15 protein-coding genes are annotated in these 16,545 nt (G+C 40.0%); 5 read left to right on the forward strand and 10 right to left on the reverse strand.

Annotated elements, in window-relative coordinates; genetic code table 11:
* Nucleotides 1–3 precede the first annotated feature (3 nt).
* Nucleotides 4–2,280: a DEAD/DEAH box helicase gene (locus V7654_RS16280; RefSeq protein ID WP_335431677.1), complete on the reverse strand. Its 2,277-nt coding sequence runs from the start codon at nucleotides 2,278–2,280 to the stop codon at nucleotides 4–6.
* A gap of 318 nt (nucleotides 2,281–2,598) precedes the next feature.
* On the opposite strand from V7654_RS16280, the gene V7654_RS16285 reads away from it, so the two are divergent.
* On the forward strand, nucleotides 2,599–3,291 hold the full coding sequence (locus tag V7654_RS16285; protein ID WP_335431679.1) for a Crp/Fnr family transcriptional regulator: 693 nt from the start codon (nucleotides 2,599–2,601) through the stop codon (nucleotides 3,289–3,291).
* A gap of 67 nt (nucleotides 3,292–3,358) precedes the next feature.
* On the opposite strand, the gene hcp is transcribed toward V7654_RS16285, so the two are convergent.
* Nucleotides 3,359–4,660 carry a hydroxylamine reductase gene (gene hcp / locus V7654_RS16290; RefSeq protein ID WP_335431681.1) on the reverse strand — a complete coding sequence of 434 codons (1,302 nt, stop codon included), beginning with the start codon at nucleotides 4,658–4,660 and terminating at the stop codon, nucleotides 3,359–3,361.
* A 234-nt stretch (nucleotides 4,661–4,894) separates the two neighbouring features.
* Between hcp and V7654_RS16295 the strand changes: the two genes are divergently transcribed.
* The gene (locus V7654_RS16295; protein ID WP_335431683.1) at nucleotides 4,895–5,368 is read left to right on the forward strand and encodes an Hsp20/alpha crystallin family protein; all 474 of its coding nucleotides are present in this window, start codon (nucleotides 4,895–4,897) and stop codon (nucleotides 5,366–5,368) included.
* 518 nt (nucleotides 5,369–5,886) lie between these two features.
* Here V7654_RS16295 and V7654_RS16300 read toward each other — a convergent pair.
* Nucleotides 5,887–6,432 carry a YppG family protein gene (locus tag V7654_RS16300; protein WP_335431684.1) on the reverse strand — a complete coding sequence of 182 codons (546 nt, stop codon included), beginning with the start codon at nucleotides 6,430–6,432 and terminating at the stop codon, nucleotides 5,887–5,889.
* A 193-nt stretch (nucleotides 6,433–6,625) separates the two neighbouring features.
* Between V7654_RS16300 and V7654_RS16305 the strand changes: the two genes are divergently transcribed.
* Complete coding sequence (locus V7654_RS16305) at nucleotides 6,626–6,823, forward strand: YppF family protein (RefSeq protein ID WP_335375654.1); 198 nt, start codon at nucleotides 6,626–6,628, stop codon at nucleotides 6,821–6,823.
* A 37-nt stretch (nucleotides 6,824–6,860) separates the two neighbouring features.
* Here V7654_RS16305 and V7654_RS16310 read toward each other — a convergent pair whose 3' ends face one another.
* The 3 genes from V7654_RS16310 to V7654_RS16320 form a co-directional block, all read right to left on the reverse strand.
* Nucleotides 6,861–7,235, reverse strand: a complete 375-nt coding sequence (locus V7654_RS16310) for a YppE family protein (RefSeq protein ID WP_335431685.1) — start codon at nucleotides 7,233–7,235, stop codon at nucleotides 6,861–6,863.
* Nucleotides 7,236–7,348: 113 nt separating this feature from the next.
* Complete coding sequence (locus tag V7654_RS16315) at nucleotides 7,349–7,603, reverse strand: hypothetical protein (RefSeq protein WP_335431687.1); 255 nt, start codon at nucleotides 7,601–7,603, stop codon at nucleotides 7,349–7,351.
* Between the two features lie 418 nt (nucleotides 7,604–8,021).
* Nucleotides 8,022–9,008 (reverse strand): DUF2515 domain-containing protein, encoded by a 987-nt coding sequence (locus tag V7654_RS16320; RefSeq protein WP_438825315.1) that lies wholly within the window; start codon nucleotides 9,006–9,008, stop codon nucleotides 8,022–8,024.
* A gap of 123 nt (nucleotides 9,009–9,131) precedes the next feature.
* On the opposite strand from V7654_RS16320, the gene recU reads away from it, so the two are divergent.
* Nucleotides 9,132–9,743 carry a Holliday junction resolvase RecU gene (gene recU, locus V7654_RS16325; RefSeq protein ID WP_335431690.1) on the forward strand — a complete coding sequence of 204 codons (612 nt, stop codon included), beginning with the start codon at nucleotides 9,132–9,134 and terminating at the stop codon, nucleotides 9,741–9,743.
* 140 nt (nucleotides 9,744–9,883) lie between these two features.
* On the forward strand, nucleotides 9,884–12,511 hold the full coding sequence (locus V7654_RS16330; RefSeq protein WP_335431691.1) for a PBP1A family penicillin-binding protein: 2,628 nt from the start codon (nucleotides 9,884–9,886) through the stop codon (nucleotides 12,509–12,511).
* Nucleotides 12,512–12,820: 309 nt separating this feature from the next.
* Here the strand turns inward: V7654_RS16330 and V7654_RS16335 are convergent, their stop codons facing one another.
* The 4 genes from V7654_RS16335 to asnS all read right to left on the reverse strand — a co-directional run bounded on the left by V7654_RS16335 (nucleotide 12,821) and on the right by asnS (nucleotide 16,443).
* Nucleotides 12,821–13,192 (reverse strand): YpoC family protein, encoded by a 372-nt coding sequence (locus tag V7654_RS16335; protein WP_335431692.1) that lies wholly within the window; start codon nucleotides 13,190–13,192, stop codon nucleotides 12,821–12,823.
* Nucleotides 13,193–13,843: an endonuclease III gene (nth, locus tag V7654_RS16340; RefSeq protein WP_335431694.1), complete on the reverse strand. Its 651-nt coding sequence runs from the start codon at nucleotides 13,841–13,843 to the stop codon at nucleotides 13,193–13,195.
* Between the two features lie 156 nt (nucleotides 13,844–13,999).
* A complete protein-coding gene (locus tag V7654_RS16345; RefSeq protein ID WP_207499774.1) occupies nucleotides 14,000–14,707 on the reverse strand; it encodes a DnaD domain-containing protein in 708 nt (235 codons plus the stop codon).
* 440 nt (nucleotides 14,708–15,147) lie between these two features.
* Complete coding sequence (gene asnS, locus V7654_RS16350; protein ID WP_335431697.1) at nucleotides 15,148–16,443, reverse strand: asparagine--tRNA ligase; 1,296 nt, start codon at nucleotides 16,441–16,443, stop codon at nucleotides 15,148–15,150.
* Nucleotides 16,444–16,545 lie beyond the last annotated feature (102 nt).

The raw sequence follows: 16,545 nt of genomic DNA on the forward strand, positions 1-16,545 counted from the left end.
TCTTTAAACTGCTGCTTTAAGGAACATGTTTAAAATTTTTACAACGTCATTTTTTGAATGAATTGATGTCGTATCTGTACCAATACATGAAGGACAGCCGTTAGAACATTGGCAGTTTATTACCATTTGTTTAGTTTGTTCCAATATCGCTTCAATACCCGAATAGATTTTTTCACTGAGACCTATGCCACCCGGGTAACGGTCGTAAAAAAAGATTGTCGGTTTCTCATTATGAGCAGCTTTCACTTGCGGTACAACATGGACATCAGATGGATCACACATGACAAATAATGGTGCAATATGCTTTAATGCCTGAGAAGTGCCAATCAGGCCCTCTTCAAGACGGTCATCATTAAATTCAGACAGCTCTTTATTTAGTGAAATCCAAGCTGAACTCGTATGCAATTCTTCTTCTGGAAGAAAGATTGGGCCTGAACCGATATTCTCATGTGTTTCAAATCTGATTTTCTTAAAAATGGTTGCCATCGCCCTGACACTGACATCTCCAAAACCAATTTCAGTTTCTTTATTGCCTCGATGCTTGTCCTCTTCGAGAACACTTAGCTGGACTGCTAGATTGGCATCTGTGAAATAGTCGACATCCACCTCACGGACGAACGCTTTTTTCTCCTCCCAATCAAGCTTTTCTACCTGGAATTGGATTCCCTGATGCAAATATATCGCTTCCTCATGTAAAAGCGTCATTGCCGAAAAGGTATCCATTTCCCCAATCACTCTTACATTTGCTACATCAGATTGATCGATTATCACCACGTTTTCCTGTGACGCAGAACGAAGGCTGATATTGTGTGCCGGGAAAGCATCATTCATCCAATACCATTTGTTACCGTTTTGATGAAGAATCCGTTCCTCTGTTAAATACTCTAAAATCTCTTCAATTTCCACTGCTCCAAACGTTTCTCCATTTTTAAATGGCAGTTCATATGAAGCACATTTTATATGGTCGATCAGAATGATTAGGTTGTCAGGATTAATTCTAGCCGTTTCCGGACTGCGATTAAAAAAGTAATCCGGATTTTGGATGACATACTGGTCAAGGGGGCTAGAGCTTGCCACCATGATGACAACCGACTCTCCGTGCCTTCTGCCTGCCCTTCCAGCTTGCTGCCATGCACTTGCGATTGTTCCAGGGTAGCCGTTCATGATGCACACCTGAAGCTGCCCAATATCGACTCCAAGTTCAAGTGCATTAGTGCTGACAACTCCGTATATATCTCCAGATCTAAGACCCTTTTCTATTTCACGCCTCTCAGTAGGCAGATATCCTCCTCGATAGCCCCTGATCGCTTTTGGGCCGAGTTTATGTTTAACCAGTTCCTGGAGATAGGTCAACAATATTTCCACTCTGACTCTGCTGCGCGCAAAGACAATCGTCTGGATTTTATTTTTCAAGAACTCTCCTGCAAGACGTCTGGTTTCAAGTGTAGCACTCCTGCGGACGTTAAGCGGGATATTTACGACAGGCGGGTTGTAAAATAAAAAATGTTTCCTTCCTGAAGGTGCGCCGTTATTATCGATCAGGACCATATCCTTTTCAGTCAGTCCTTCGGCAAGTTCAAGTGGGTTGGCAATTGTTGCGGACGTGCAGATAAAAACTGGATTACTGCCATAATAATTGCAGATTCTCTTCAGCCTTCTGATCACATTCGCCACATGGCTGCCGAATACTCCCCGGTAAATATGCAATTCATCGATTACAACATATTTTAAGTTTTCAAAGAGCGACACCCACTTTGTATGGTGCGGAAGAATTGCTGAATGGAGCATATCAGGGTTTGTGATGACAATGTGGCCAGCCCTCCTCACCTTCTGGCGGATATTTGATGGTGTATCACCGTCATATGTATAACTATTGATCGAGAGCTCAGCCTCTTGGATCAATTCATTGATTTCACTTTTCTGGTCCTGCGCGAGTGCTTTTGTAGGGAACATATAGAGTGCTCTTGCATTGGGATCACTTATGATTGACTGGAGCACAGGTAGATTATAGCAAAGCGTCTTTCCTGATGCCGTTGGTGTGACCGCTACAATGCTCTGTCCACCCATTATTTGCTCATAAGAAGATTTCTGGTGAGTATAAAGGCGGGAAATGCCCCGTCGCTCCAATGCATTTTTCAATATTCCACTTAAATCCTCTGGCATTTCTTTTGTTTGTGCCTCTTTTTCCTCTATCGTATGCCAATGGACTATATTTCTCTTAACCGATTCACTGACTTTTAATTCTGTTAAAATCTCTTGCAAACTTTTCCGCACTTTCATTTCGTTCACCTCGTTATCCCTATTTTAGCGAATAAACGTTCGTTGCAAAAGAAAAATGATAAATAATTATAGCTGCTATTTTTTGGCATGGACTTTTGAATTGATATTCCTGTTATTTTTAGTTCGCTTGAGCATTTCAGGGAATGAAATCCATGAACCTACTCTTCCTTTCAATAATAAACAGGCAATGCAAAGAATTTGTTATTTGTTAGACTGTGGTAAACATGATTGTTGATTCTAAATTAACAATAACCATTAACTCATTCTTTTGTTAAAATAGTATGAGATTAATATAGCCTCAACATTGGAGTGTTTCTTTTGAATAAAATAGATATTAAAAAAGTGCTTTCTGGTTTCTCGCTTTTTAGAGACCTGGATGATCATGATTTAGAAAAAATTGTTGAAATATCGATTTCCAGGGAATGGAAGAAAAACAGCCATGTATTCCTTCAGGGAGATCCGCTTGAAAATGTATATTTTATTAATGAAGGGAAAGTAAAGATTTACAAAAGCGATGCAAATGGACGGGAGCAGATTGTTGCAATTCTTAAAAAAGGAGAAATGTTCCCACATGTTGGCTTTTTCCGCAAAGGGGGTTATCCTGGCTATTCAGAAGTGTTAGAGCAAACGAGCCTTGTTGTCGTGCCTATTTCGCAGTTCGAGAAGGTCCTTGTCGAAAATCCTCATTTGAGCATTAAGGTATTTAAAGTGCTTGGAGAAAAGATTGTTGACCTGCAGGAAAGGCTTGAGGCACAAATTTTGAATAACACATATGAACAAATCGTAAAACTGCTATTAAGGCTTGGAGAGCTACACGGCGAAAAACAAGAAAATGGCACAATACTTCTAAAGTCCGATTTTACAAATAAAGATTTGGCAAACATGATTGGCACGACAAGGGAAACAGTAAGCAGGACCCTTACCCGAATGAAGAAGGATCAGGTTATTTTTACTGACCATCATGGAAATATGATTTTGGACACTGAGTTATTGTTGAATGAACTTATATAAGGACTGCCTCCTCCAGAATACACAAGCCCGCTGCATTATATCAGCGGGCTTTTAACATTTTTATTTTTTATTCTGTCTTGCTTAATTGCATCATTGTTTCCATATCTTCCTGCGCTGTTGTAATCAGTTTCAAATTAAAGGTATCCTGAAGCACCTGCATCACACCTTCAGAAATGAACTCAGGCGGCTTTGGTCCAATACGGATATCCTGGATGCCTAGGCTGAACAGTCCCAGCAGGATGGCTACTGCTTTTTGCTCGAACCAGGAAAGAACGATGCTCACTGGAAGTTCGTTCACATCGCATTCAAAAGCATCTGCCAATGCTTTAGCAATCTTAACGGTGGAAACAGAGTTATTACATTGTCCGAGGTCAATGTATCTCGGAATATCCGTACCTGGAACAACTCCGTAATCAACATCGTTAAAACGGAACTTACCGCATGAAGTAGTCAGAATTACTGCCTCAGGAGGAAGAGATGTTGCAAGCTCACGGTAGTATTCGCCGCCTTTTCCTGGCGCGTCGCAGCCTGCGATGACGAAGAAGCGCTTAATCTTTCCATCTTTCACTGCCTGAATGACTTCTGGAGCTAGACCAAGTACAGTTTCGTGGTGGAAACCTGTAACTAGAGTTTCTTCAGAATTCATATCGGCTTCTGGAAGCTCCAATGCTTTTTCAATCAACAAGGAGAAATCATCATTTTCAATTTTTCTTACATTTTCAAGTCCTGCCACTTCGTAAGTAAACATACGATCTGCGTAGGATCCTTTAATTGGCATTACGCAGTTTGTCGTCGCAAGAATCGCTCCGGGGAATTTTTCAAACAGGCGGCGCTGGTCAAACCATGCCTTCCCGATGTTCCCTTTAAGGTGCGGGTATTTTTTCAATGCTGGATAGCCATGGGCAGGCAGCATCTCTGAGTGAGTATAAATATTAATGCCTTTTCCTTCTGTCTGTTTAAGCAGTTCTTCTAAGGCGAATAAATTATGGCCAGTAACAACGATGCACTTACCTTCAATCTTATTCTGGCTTACACGAACGGGCTGTGGAATGCCCAGACGGCTAGTGTGTGCTTCATCTAGCATTTCCATTACCCGCACTGCTGATTGGCCAACTTTCAATGCCATATCAATATGCTCCTGAACATTGAAGTTGGAATTGGTCAATGTCATATATAGTGCTTCGTGAGTAGTTGCGTCTACAAACGGGTCTGTAAATCCAAGCTGATTAGCATGCGTCCTATATGCTGCAATTCCTTTTAAGGCAAAAATAATGGTATCCTGCAGGCTCGCAATTGTTTCATCTTTTCCGCAAACTCCTACGACTTTACAGCCGCCTGTTGGTGTCTGTTCACATTGGTAACAAAACATGTGTATTCCCCTCTTCTGCTTTATTTACTGTTTCAGCATACAAAGGAACACAAATTTGTTATGTGACCTAAATCACACTAAAGGCATTTTTCACAAAGTGTTCATAAAACGATGGCAAAAAAAAAAACGCAGGAATGATTTGATCTAACAAGCATGTGCAGAGAATAATTGAACACGGACATTCTGTCTCTCATATTCTATTATAAGAATTTCTGCAGAGGAGGATGAGACACGATGGCACCTAACCATCCTGATCGCCCAAAAAGACATGAAGCCCTGGAACAATGGTTTAAATCAATGAATCAAATCATGCAGGAAAAACCTGTAAAAGGAATATTGCAAAGTATTGACGATTTTTTCAGACAGCCCTTCCCCTATTCCCCAATTCATGTTGCCTTAAATGAAACAGACACGGAATATGAAGTGACAGCTGAACTGCCAGGTATTAAAAAAGACCAGATTTCCATCGATGTAATAAACAACTCGTTGACGATCACTCTAAATAAGTCAGAGACATCTACTGAAATCAACGATTTAGAAAAAACACACAAGCACAGATCCTCAATGCAAAGATCCAGCAGAACCATACCATTTGCTCAGCCTATTAACGAGAGGAAAATACGGGCTTCCTACATCGATGGTCTACTCAAAATAAAAATTGCTAAGAAACCAGGTAAGAAAATAGATATTTTAATAGATCAAGACTAAAAAAGCAGGCAATCGCATGCTTTCTGTTTGTAGACAAAAAGGGTTCGAAATGTTCTCATTCCGAACCCTTTTTGCGCATCGATGACTAGAGCAGAAAGTGCAAGACTCAAACGGGGCAGGTAAGCGATAAAATATCCTCTAGAGACTCTAGCAAATAGTCATAAGCAACCTTCAAAGAACCATTCAACCCGTTTTGACACACACGAATGAGGGTGGACTAGAAAAAGGACACATTAAATTGGTCCACCAATAAAGCCTCTTGGTTACTTGATAGTATAAAAATTGGAAAAAGAGGACACCAATAAGGCCTCTTGGTTATCTGATAGTACAAAAAATTGGAAAAAGGAGTCGCCAATAAGGCCACTTGGCTACCTGGAAGAACAAAAAATGGAAAAATACGTCACCAATATGGCCACTTGGCTAACTAAAAGAGCACAAAAGAAAGACTGTAAACAAGCTCGATTTTTACCGAGTTTGTCTACAGTCTGAGCAGAGCAGGCAATCGCCTGCTTTTGCTTTTACACTTTAAACATTCCGCCGAGCCCTTTAACCAGAGATGAAACCTGAGTCACTGCATTCATCATCTGGCCTGCGGTGTCTACCATCTTATTGACATCAAGATTCCCGTCCTGGCTTTTAAATGAATTCATGATTGATTGCAATCCTGATGGCTGCTTTGGCATAAATGCCTGCTGTGGATAAGGATTGTAATTTTGAAATTCAGACTGCTGGCTGTAGTATCCGTAAATCGGGTCATCCTCTGGCTGGAGCGGATTTTGGAAAAGCATTTTTGAATAATTATTCTTTGGTTGCGCCATTGAATATTGTTGGTTCCATTGAGGATTGCCCTGCATATATGGATTGATTGGGTAATCCTGCTGTATATATTGATTTTGCCAATTTCCCTGCATGCTGTTCCATTGAGGGTTTACATATTGTTGAGGGTACGGCTGCTGCCGGTTCAAACCTTGATTATTCCCATTCCAATTATAAGTTCCCTGATAATATTGATTTTCCCAAAACTGTGGCTGATAGGCATGCGTCTTGTTCCTGCGGCCAAACATGGGCGAACATCCTCCTCCATAGTTCATTACGATATCTTATGATGTAATCGCCCAGATGGTGATAGGGTTTGGAAATGCCTTCCGCTTTTGTCTAATGATGAAAATAATTGTCGGAAGTTTAAATTTTTGAAAAATAAAGGACAATTCCATTTTCATGATACGATGAGTTCAAATGATGGAGGAGGATGAAAAGATGAACGTTCACGAACTTAAAAATCTATTTGCCCAAACAAAAGAATACACTCCGGAACATGTGAATGAATTACTCGATTTCACAAAAAAATCGTATATTCAGAATGAAATAACCATTAATGAATACCGGAACCTTGTTCGTGAGCTGGAATTGCAAGGAGCCTTCATTCCAGAAGATCAGAAAGAATTCTCTATCTAAATAAAAAATTAAAGCACCAGATTCCTCTGGTGCTTCTTTATTTGCCTATTTTATTTTCTAGAGCCAGGATCATACTGTTTAAAATAAACTCGACAGACTGAATTTGGTCAAGAAACCTCTTCCGGCTGGTTTCTGGAAAAAATGCTTGAACGGAAATTACTTCTATATAATCAGCTGCAGTTTCAATTTGACTTGAATGTAGATTTTTAGGTTTATGCTCAATAACCCAATTTGTCGCTGCTTCTTTCCATAGTATTGCAGTCTCTTTCACCTCGTCTGCAAAAGGCTTAACCTCTGTATGGAAATCCCCTCTGGTGCCTTCCTGTTTCGAAAACTCATATCGCCTTTGAGCGCTCTCTGAATAACCTATCAATTTTTTAGATAATTCTATTATTTGTTGTTGCTGATCCATTTTTTCTTCCTGCTTTCCTAAAATTAACCGATTGTTATAAATATGGAGGCCAAATAAAAAGTAGCCTTTTCATAATTGAAAGCTACTTAAGATTGCATTTATTCTATTATATATTAAAAACCTAATTCAAGTTTTAAACCTTTTGTATCTGTTATCAACGGAGCACTGTTGTATTTATAGGATGATAAGTTCTTTTCAAGTCCATCGAGTACAATTTCAATGTTATCCAACCGCTCTGTCTGAGCAATGCACATGTCAGATCTAATTCCAGTCAGTGTGTCATGCAAATTGGCATCAACGACTTCCAGGTTATTAATCATATCCGTCAATATCCCTAAAATTTGTTTCTTTTCAATTCCTGATCTCATAAACAATCTCTCCTAACATTGATTAATTTTAAGGTCTGTCAGATGAAGTCCTGGCGGCACGAATTCGATTAGAGAAAAATTAAATTTATAAATCATCACGCTCTTATCTTTAATTCTCCCTTGCGACTTATCCTCCTTCACAGCTGACAAAACTAGAAGGAATTCGGCAAACAAAGTGCTTTTTTATCACAAGGATTACACCCTTCGACACCTATGGGCCGCATGAAAAAATCCCAAATGAACAAACTAATCTTGGGAGGTGTTTTTATGAATAAGAAGCAGAACAAAAAAGTGCAGAATCCAAATAATACACCTGAGAAAAAAGCAGGATATGGTGACAAAAAACTTGAAGGACCAAATCGTCCTGCTGAGTGATTAAACAAAAGCAAGGGGCTCCCTTGCTTTTTGTTTTGTTATTTTAAAATGTGGTAAATATATCCTTTAAATAAACTAGTGCATGAAGTTGTTTTTGCTTTTGGAGATACCATTTTGTCAAATGAATTGGATGTCTATGTTTTATCTCTTTCTCAAGCCATTCATGCTGAAACTTCCTCTCTTTATACCAGTCCCCTTGTTCATGGTAATGGTGGCTGATGATTGGGTAGGTGCACCTGAGATAAGGAGTGTCTCTTTTTTTATACACTGGAAAAAATTTTTCATAATCATGTCTTGAAGCGGTATGTTCTGTCCTCAGGGCGAATTCAAGAAATAAGGGATATTTACGCTGATCAAACAAAATCGATGCTAATCTTTTTCCCAGGTCAATCCTTTTATTTACGGATTTGAATCCATTAACACTTGCTCCATAGAGCTCCCCATCACAAGTAGGAAAAAGAACAGTGCTAAAATGGAAAAAATCTTCAAATGAGAACAACCAAGTGTTAAACACCCTCTTTTTAAATACATGGTGCTTGATCACTGGTTTATGGATTACATTTTGTTCATTAACGATCAATGCTATCATCATTCTTTTCTTGTCCCTTGTTTCCCAGAATCGATGCCATTCTTTCTCCATAAAAGCTGATACGTCAAGGAATTTTAACAAGTGAAACATTGGAGTGTTTTTTTTCGTCGAATAGGTGTATAAAAGGAGCTGTGAATAGGCATCACGGAAAATCAGCCAGTTTGCCCTTTCATATGTCAGGAATAAACGCTTCCTGATGGCGGGATCGATCATTCTCGGAAACCATTCTCCCTCAAGGTCGCACATATTATAGCCGCCGTTTCTTGATACCATGCTTGCCAGAAACGCCCAGGTCATTTCTGGAGTCTCTAAATAATATTGCAGATACGCATTTGTTCTGGATATATTATCTACATTATTTATTTCTGTCTCAATCTTGATTTTTTGAATGACTTCAGTTTCTTCATCTGGCAGCTGATAATATTGGGGATTTTGGGTTATTGACACACCTTTTCTCTTCCTTTACTTTGGGTTCTTTTTAGGGTGAATTTAAATGGGGCTTTTTATTCAACCATAAAGTCATCATATTTGGTATGATATAGAGTAGTTTGTGAGGTGGTCAGCTTGATTTTTAATTATCCAAACGGCAAAAGGTACAACCCAAAGCCAGAACAGGCCGTTCAGATTAAAAAAGAAAAAAACACAGCATACAGCAACCGTGGCATGACACTAGAGGAAGATTTAAACGAAACCAACTCTTATTATCTCGACAGAGCGATTGCAGTAATCCATAAAAAACCGACACCAGTTCAAATCGTAAATGTTGATTATCCCCGCAGGAGTGCAGCAGTCATAAAAGAGGCATACTTTAAACAGGCCTCCACTACTGACTATAATGGTGTCTACAAAGGAAGGTACATTGATTTTGAGGCGAAAGAGACTAAGTTCTCTACTTCTTTTCCATTAAAAAACTTTCATGAACACCAGATTGTCCATATGAAATCAGTTCTGGATCAGGGCGGCATTTGCTTTGTCATCCTTCGTTTCTCTACTGAAGAAGAGGTTTTCCTTCTGGAAGCAAGCCATTTGCTTACTTTTTGGGATAGAATGAAATCTGGAGGAAGAAAGTCGATTACAAAGGAAGAAGTCGAAGCTTTAGGCAATCAAATCCCACTCGGGCTCCACCCAAGGATTGACTATATTAAAGTTATAGATTATCTTTATAAACTTAGTTAGATTTTTTGTTAGTTATTATCGCATATGTTGTTGTTTTAAATTTAGGCTTCGGTCTCTTTTCGTAAAAGTCCCTATCAAAAAAAATAAATAACAGCAAAGTTATGAGAAGAGTTTTAATGTTAGAAAGGAAGGAACAAAATATGGCACAGAAACCGCAAACAAGAGAGGAGCGGCGAAAACAGCTGGCAGCCAAAAATAATAAACCCAAAGGCAATAAAAAACAAAAAGGAACCTTCAAAAAGATTTTCCTTGCGTTGATTACCCTTGGAATTATTGGCATGCTTACTGGGGTAGCTGTCTTTGCTTTTATGATACAGGATACTCCTAAACTTGATAAAGCTACGCTTAAAGATCCGATATCTTCAAAGATTTATGATAAAGATAATAATCTTGTCACAGAGGTCGGTTCAGAAAATAGAGACTATGTGGTCTACGAGGATATTCCCAAACTAGTGGAGAATGCATTCCTTGCCACAGAAGATGTCAGATTCTATAAGCATAATGGTATTGATGTCATCCGCTTGGGCGGAGCGGTAATTGCCAATATCACACATGGTTTTGGATCAGAGGGAGCTTCGACGATTACACAGCAGGTGGTAAAGAACTACTTCCTAGGTTTTGAAAAGACTATTTCAAGAAAAGCACAGGAAGCATGGCTTGCATACCAGCTTGAACAAAAGTATACGAAGCACCAAATTTTTGAGATGTATGTCAATAAAATCTTTATGTCTGAAGGCAGTCATGGTGTTTTAACTGCTTCAAGAATATATTTTGGCAAAGACTTGGATGAACTTGAGCTTCATGAGGCAGCAATGCTTGCGGGAATGCCTCAGAGCCCTAATAATTATAATCCATTCAAGCATCCCAAAGAAGCAGAGCACCGCAGAAATATTGTATTATCATTGATGCACCAGCATGGATTCATTTCCAAGGAAGAAATGGAAAAAGCTCAAAAAATACCGGTAGAATCCACACTAGTTAAGGAAGAAAATCGTAAAAAGAAAGATGAAAAACCATTTGACGCGTTTGTTGATATGGTCATAGATGAAGTTGAAGCTCAAGGCGATTTTGATATCTTTTCCGACGGATTAGAAATCTATACAACCCTTGACCCTAAAGCACAAACTCATGTAGAGAATATTTTAAGTACGAATGCTGCCGCAGAATTCCCAAATGATGAAATGCAGGCAAGCATTACTCTGCTCGACACGAAAACTGGAGAGATCAGGGCGATTGGCGGAGGCAGGAACCAAAAAGTTCAAAGGGGACTGAACTTCGCTACAGATATTAAAAGACAGCCAGGATCAACTATAAAGCCGATCCTGGACTACGGCCCGGCTATTGAGCATTTACGCTGGGGTACTTACCATATGCTCGAAGATAAGCCTATGACCTATTCAAATGGGGAGCCCATTGGAAACTGGAATGACAAGTATAACGGAATCATGACAATGAGATTGGCATTGGCAAAATCAATCAATATTCCAGCACTTCAGGCATTCCAGGCAGTTGGAGCTGAAAAAGCTCGGGAATTTGGTACTAACCTCGGCTTAACGCTAAATGATCCAATTTATGAATCTGCTTCAATCGGTGCGCATGAAATTTCACCTATCGAAATGGCGGGAGCATATGCAGCATTTGGCAACAATGGTTTCTTTACGAAGCCATATGCTGTCAAAAAAATTGTTCTTAGAGACAAAACAGAAATTGATATGACACCTGAAACTGAAGTTGTCATGAAGGATTATACAGCTTTCATGGTTACTGATATGCTTAAAACTGCAATTACAACTGGTACAGGTGCAACATATGCAAATATCCCAAGCCTTCATGTTGCTGGTAAAACCGGAACCACGAATTACACTGAAGATGATATAAACAAATGGGGCATCAGTTCTGGCGGTGTGCCAGACTCCTGGTTTGTAGGTTATACGACCAGATATACAGCATCTATATGGACTGGATATGAAAATAGAAAGACCGCATTATATGGTACTGAACAAAAAATATCACAAATGCTCTTTAAAGACTTAATGTCCTATGTTTCCCAGGATGTTGACACTCCAGATTTCACAGTTCCAAAAAGTGTAGAAAGAGTGAAAGTGGAAAAAGGCACTATGCCTGCCAAGCTTGCAAGCGAATATACACCAGAGGATCAAGTCCTTTATGAATGGGCAGTAAAAGGGAATGTTCCAAATGAAGTCTCCAAAAAGTTTGACAAAATAGAAACTCCTGGCAAACTGGAAGCGAAGTTTGATGAAAAGAAAAATGAAATTATCTTAAAATGGGATTTCAAGCAAAAGGACAAAAAAGATATTAGCTTTGTGGTTACTGCATCACTTGATGAAGGTCCTGAACAACAACTTACAACTACCTCCGAAACTGGATTAAAAATTGCAAATCCAGTTCCAGGTGGAATCTACTCATTCAAAGTAACTGCTGTCAGAGGTGACCAACAATCTGATCCAGCCGTAGTGACAATTGAAGTTCCAGAGCTTCCGACTGAACCAGAAGATGATGGTACTATCGACAACGGCAATGGCAATGGCAATGGCAACGGCAATGGCAATGGCAACGGTAATGGCAACGGTAATGGCAACGGTAATGGCAACGGTAATGGTAATGGTGACGGTACTGGAGATGGCACTGATACCGGAGATGGCACTGGTACCGGAGATGGCACTGGTACCGGAGATGGCACTGGTACCGGAGATGGTACTGGCGACGGTACTGGCGATGGCGGGGATGTTTCCATTCCTGGTTTTTAAGACCTAAGCGTTAAATAATTGGGCTCTGTTTTAGTTCAATGTTAATTTTTAGCACCTGTTGATTGGAGCGGAGGGCACTCGACTCCTGCGGGATCAGCGGCCAAGGTGAGACCAAGGTGAAATGATCCCTTGGATCATTTGCACCCCGCAGGAGCAAAGCGACGAGGAGGCTCACCTGACGCCCCTAGAAGAATTATGAAAAAGCCGGCAGTTGGGCTTTTTCATAATTCTTCCGCGGAAAGCGAGTGCCTGGAACGGAAATCAACAGACAAGTTTAACAGAGCCAATAATTAAAATAAACGTCCTGACTTAGTCAGGACGTTTATTTTTGATTTTATTTAAAGCCATATTCTTGGCAAACAGCTTTTCCTGTTCGGAATACAGCTCTGCTAATTGTACAAAAGAGTGATATAGACGCGGCTTTGTCTCAATGAAATTAAGCCTTTCCTCGACATTTACAGGCTTAACTAGATAATCATTGATTTTCCCATTAACCTTTTTACCGTTTGAAATAAATAGGTATTCATAGAAAAGCTCAATTGAGTCATTCATTATTGGCAATACCTTTTCGCCTTCTCTATTTTTAAAAATTCCTTCGAGTGCAAGCTTTGATTGCTTCCACCTCAGGATAATATTATGGCTGAGTTCCTCAATCTCTGCTAAAGGAAATTCTTTTTCCACTTAGTCTCTGCTCCTCATTCGCTTCTTGCCCTCTCTGCATACCAAAAGCAAAGGACACGTCTCACATTTTGGGTTTTGCGCTTTGCAATGGTATCGGCCGAAAAAAATCATTCGATGATGAGTGATAGACCATTCGTCTTCTGGGATCTTTTTCATCAAAGTTTTTTCAACTTCTAGGACAGAATCCTTCCAGCGGCAAAAAGCAAGTCGCTTGCTGACCCTTTCAACATGAGTATCCACTGCTATTGCTGGGACACCGAATGCAACAGAGACAACAACGTTAGCTGTTTTTCTTCCTACACCAGAGAGCTTTGTCAATTCATCTCGATCTGAGGGAACTACTCCACCGTACTCATCTATAAGCAGCCTGCAGAGATTTTGGATGTTCTTGGCTTTATTGCGATATAACCCTATTGATCTGATATCCTGCTGCAGTTCCTCTAGAGGGACACTCAGGAAATCCTCGGGTGTTTTATACTTTTCAAATAAACCTTTTGTTACTTTGTTAACCAATGCATCTGTACACTGTGCCGACAACGCTACCGCTATGACTAGTTCGAAGGGATTGGAATGAACCAGCTCACAATGGGCATCTGGAAACATTTTGCCCATCTCATCAAGGCAATATCTTATTTCTTGCTTATTTAACATTGACTTCACCCACGCTTTTAAAGTGATAATGGCTTAAACCTCATAGATTGAGAGCCAGCTAAATAATACTTATCAAACTTCTTTTTTATTAGGTCAATAAAGTTTACAAAAAGAGCCTGGATAAAAAAACGAGAGAATGAATTCTCTCGTAAAAGATTACTGTTCAAGCCAATTATAAAATGGAACAGGATTCGGAGAAACCTTTGGTTCTTCCTTCCCTATCTTTTGCAGGTTCTGGTGCTGCCTGAATTTTCTTCCATAACTTTTAGCTTGTTCAATTGTTTTTATTCCATTTTTCTTCCATTCGAAAAGAATTCGGTCTATGTACCGAAAATTCAGCTTGCCTGATATGACGGCTTCCCTTAAAGCAGCTTTAATGATAATCGGGTCATGATGGTCATCGTCCATCCACATCGCAAGAGTCTCACATTCAAATGGTGATAATGGCCTCCCAAACTCTTTTTCGAAACAAGTATATAAATCCGTTTCTTCCTGTCGGACAAGAAGCTCTTTTTCTTTCTTCCGTTTGAGCATGAATTGATCGAACAGCTTTTCCCAAAGTGGCTCCAGTGAGTATTTCTCATATCTGATCCCATCTGTAGAATCGCCATCGTTAATTGATATAAACCCTCTCTGAATCAGTGCTCGGAGCAAATCTGTACATTCGAAGGCTGATATCGTCATGCGGGCAGCAAGTTCCGTAGGAGTAGGAAATTCGTTTCCTTTTTCTGAAAAGTAGAATACATGAAGTAAAAGTGCTAATTCTTGTTCGTTTAATCTCATTTCTTTGTACTGTGTAAGCAGCACAGCAGGAATGGTAATATTCCCTTCCTTCAGCCAATCTAACATATCTGCTTTTTTCATTCCGGACACCTCTTTTCATAGTATAGCATGAACAAGCCCGGCTGGTAATAAAATAGAAAAAGATTAAAAAGGGAAATTAGTCGAAAAATAGCAAAAAAGTCGCTTTTAAACAAGGCTGTTGATTTTCGTTCCAGGTGCTTCGCTTTCCGCGGGGCTGGCGCTGAGCCCGCAGGAGTCTACGCACCTTCCACTACAATCAACAGGGTTTAAAAATCAACATTCAGCTTTAACAGAGCCAAAGAATAAAAGGCTAAATCCTCAAAAGTATGATGAGAGCTATCTAAAATCTTTTCACATTAATTACGATAGCATTGCAGACGATTAGTTTTCCCTTGTCAAAAAAACTTACCGGCTGGACAAGCTAAAGTATACCCAAAGACAGCTGCTTCAAATTAACTAAAAAATGACCCGCAAATATGCGGGCCATCCTGAATCCATGCTTATGGATATAAACGGTTCAATAAACGAGGGAACGGAATGGATTCACGAACGTGTTCTACCCCGCTGATCCAGGCAACTGTTCTTTCAAGTCCTAATCCGAATCCTGAATGTGGAACGGATCCAAATTGGCGAAGCTGCAAGTACCATTCATATGATTCAAGCGGCAAGCCATGCTCTTCCAGGCGCTGCTTCAACAGATCAAAGTCATGGATACGCTCAGAGCCACCGATGATTTCGCCATATCCTTCTGGCGCAATTAAGTCCGCACACAGGACTACATCTTCACGGTCAGGAGCAGGCTGCATGTAAAACGGTTTTAATGACGTTGGATAATGCGTGATGAAAACAGGCTTCTCATATGCTTCTGCAATTGCAGTTTCATGTGGAGCACCGAAATCATCTCCCCACTGGATATCATCAAATCCTTTTTCATGGAGGAATTTAATTGCATCATCGTAACTGATTCTTGGGAATGGAGCCTGGATCTTCTCCAGCTTGGAAACATCACGACCTAGCGTTTTCAGTTCGATCTGGCAGTTTTTCACAACAGATTGGACAATATAAGATACATAATTTTCCTGCACCTTTAAACTGTCCTCGAATTCATAAAACGCCATTTCTGGTTCAATCATCCAGAATTCAATGAGGTGACGGCGTGTTTTTGACTTTTCAGCACGGAAAGTCGGACCGAATGAAAATACCTTTCCAAGTGCCATCGCAGCAGCTTCCATGTAAAGCTGGCCGCTTTGGGATAAGAAAGCATCTTCTTCGAAATATTTAGTATGGAACAATTCTGTAGTTCCTTCAGGAGCACTCCCTGTTAAAATTGGAGGATCCACCTTTGAAAATCCTTGCTCATTGAAAAATTCATATGTTGCACGAATGATTTCATTACGGATTTTCATCACGGAATGCTGGCGTTTTGACCGCAGCCATAAATGGCGGTGATCCATTAGGAACTCAGTTCCGTGTTCTTTTGGTGTAATCGGATAATCAGTTGCCTGATGGATTACTTCAATTCCATTGACTTGCAATTCATAACCTAGAGCTGATCTTTCATCCTTTGTAACTGTTCCAGTTACATAAAGGGAGGACTCTTGAGTGATTGATTTCGCCAGCTGGAATACTTCTTCAGCTACCTCACTCTTCACCACGACTCCTTGAATAAAGCCTGTCCCGTCACGAAGCTGCAGGAAAGCAATTTTTCCGCTCGAACGCTTATTTGCAAGCCAAGCTCCAATTTTAACTTCTTTACCTTCATATTTATTGACTTCTGCGATTGTTGATTTATTCACTAATTGTTCCCTCCAAAACTAAACAAAGCTGGTAGTATGTATTGTTTTCATTATACATTTGCCCATAGGCTCAGGCAACACTCAAATAAGAAAAGCGCAAGC

Source organism: Bacillus sp. JJ1609, assembly GCF_036967045.1.
Taxonomy (GTDB): domain Bacteria; phylum Bacillota; class Bacilli; order Bacillales; family Cytobacillaceae; genus Mesobacillus.

Bases quoted from the DNA above. Each gene is read 5' to 3' on its own strand.
- V7654_RS16300 (WP_335431684.1), bottom strand. From the start codon at position 6,432: ATGTTTGGCCGCAGGAACAAGACGCATGCCTATCAGCCACAGTTTTGG.
- V7654_RS16315 (WP_335431687.1), bottom strand. From the start codon at position 7,603: ATGAGATCAGGAATTGAAAAGAAACAAATTTTAGGGATATTGACGGAT.
- hcp (WP_335431681.1), bottom strand. From the start codon at position 4,660: ATGTTTTGTTACCAATGTGAACAGACACCAACAGGCGGCTGTAAAGTC.
- V7654_RS16345 (WP_207499774.1), bottom strand. From the start codon at position 14,707: ATGAAAAAAGCAGATATGTTAGATTGGCTGAAGGAAGGGAATATTACC.
- nth (WP_335431694.1), bottom strand. From the start codon at position 13,843: ATGTTAAATAAGCAAGAAATAAGATATTGCCTTGATGAGATGGGCAAA.
- V7654_RS16295 (WP_335431683.1), top strand. From the start codon at position 4,895: ATGGCACCTAACCATCCTGATCGCCCAAAAAGACATGAAGCCCTGGAA.
- V7654_RS16310 (WP_335431685.1), bottom strand. From the start codon at position 7,235: ATGGATCAGCAACAACAAATAATAGAATTATCTAAAAAATTGATAGGT.
- V7654_RS16280 (WP_335431677.1), bottom strand. From the start codon at position 2,280: ATGAAAGTGCGGAAAAGTTTGCAAGAGATTTTAACAGAATTAAAAGTC.
- V7654_RS16305 (WP_335375654.1), top strand. From the start codon at position 6,626: ATGAACGTTCACGAACTTAAAAATCTATTTGCCCAAACAAAAGAATAC.
- V7654_RS16330 (WP_335431691.1), top strand. From the start codon at position 9,884: ATGGCACAGAAACCGCAAACAAGAGAGGAGCGGCGAAAACAGCTGGCA.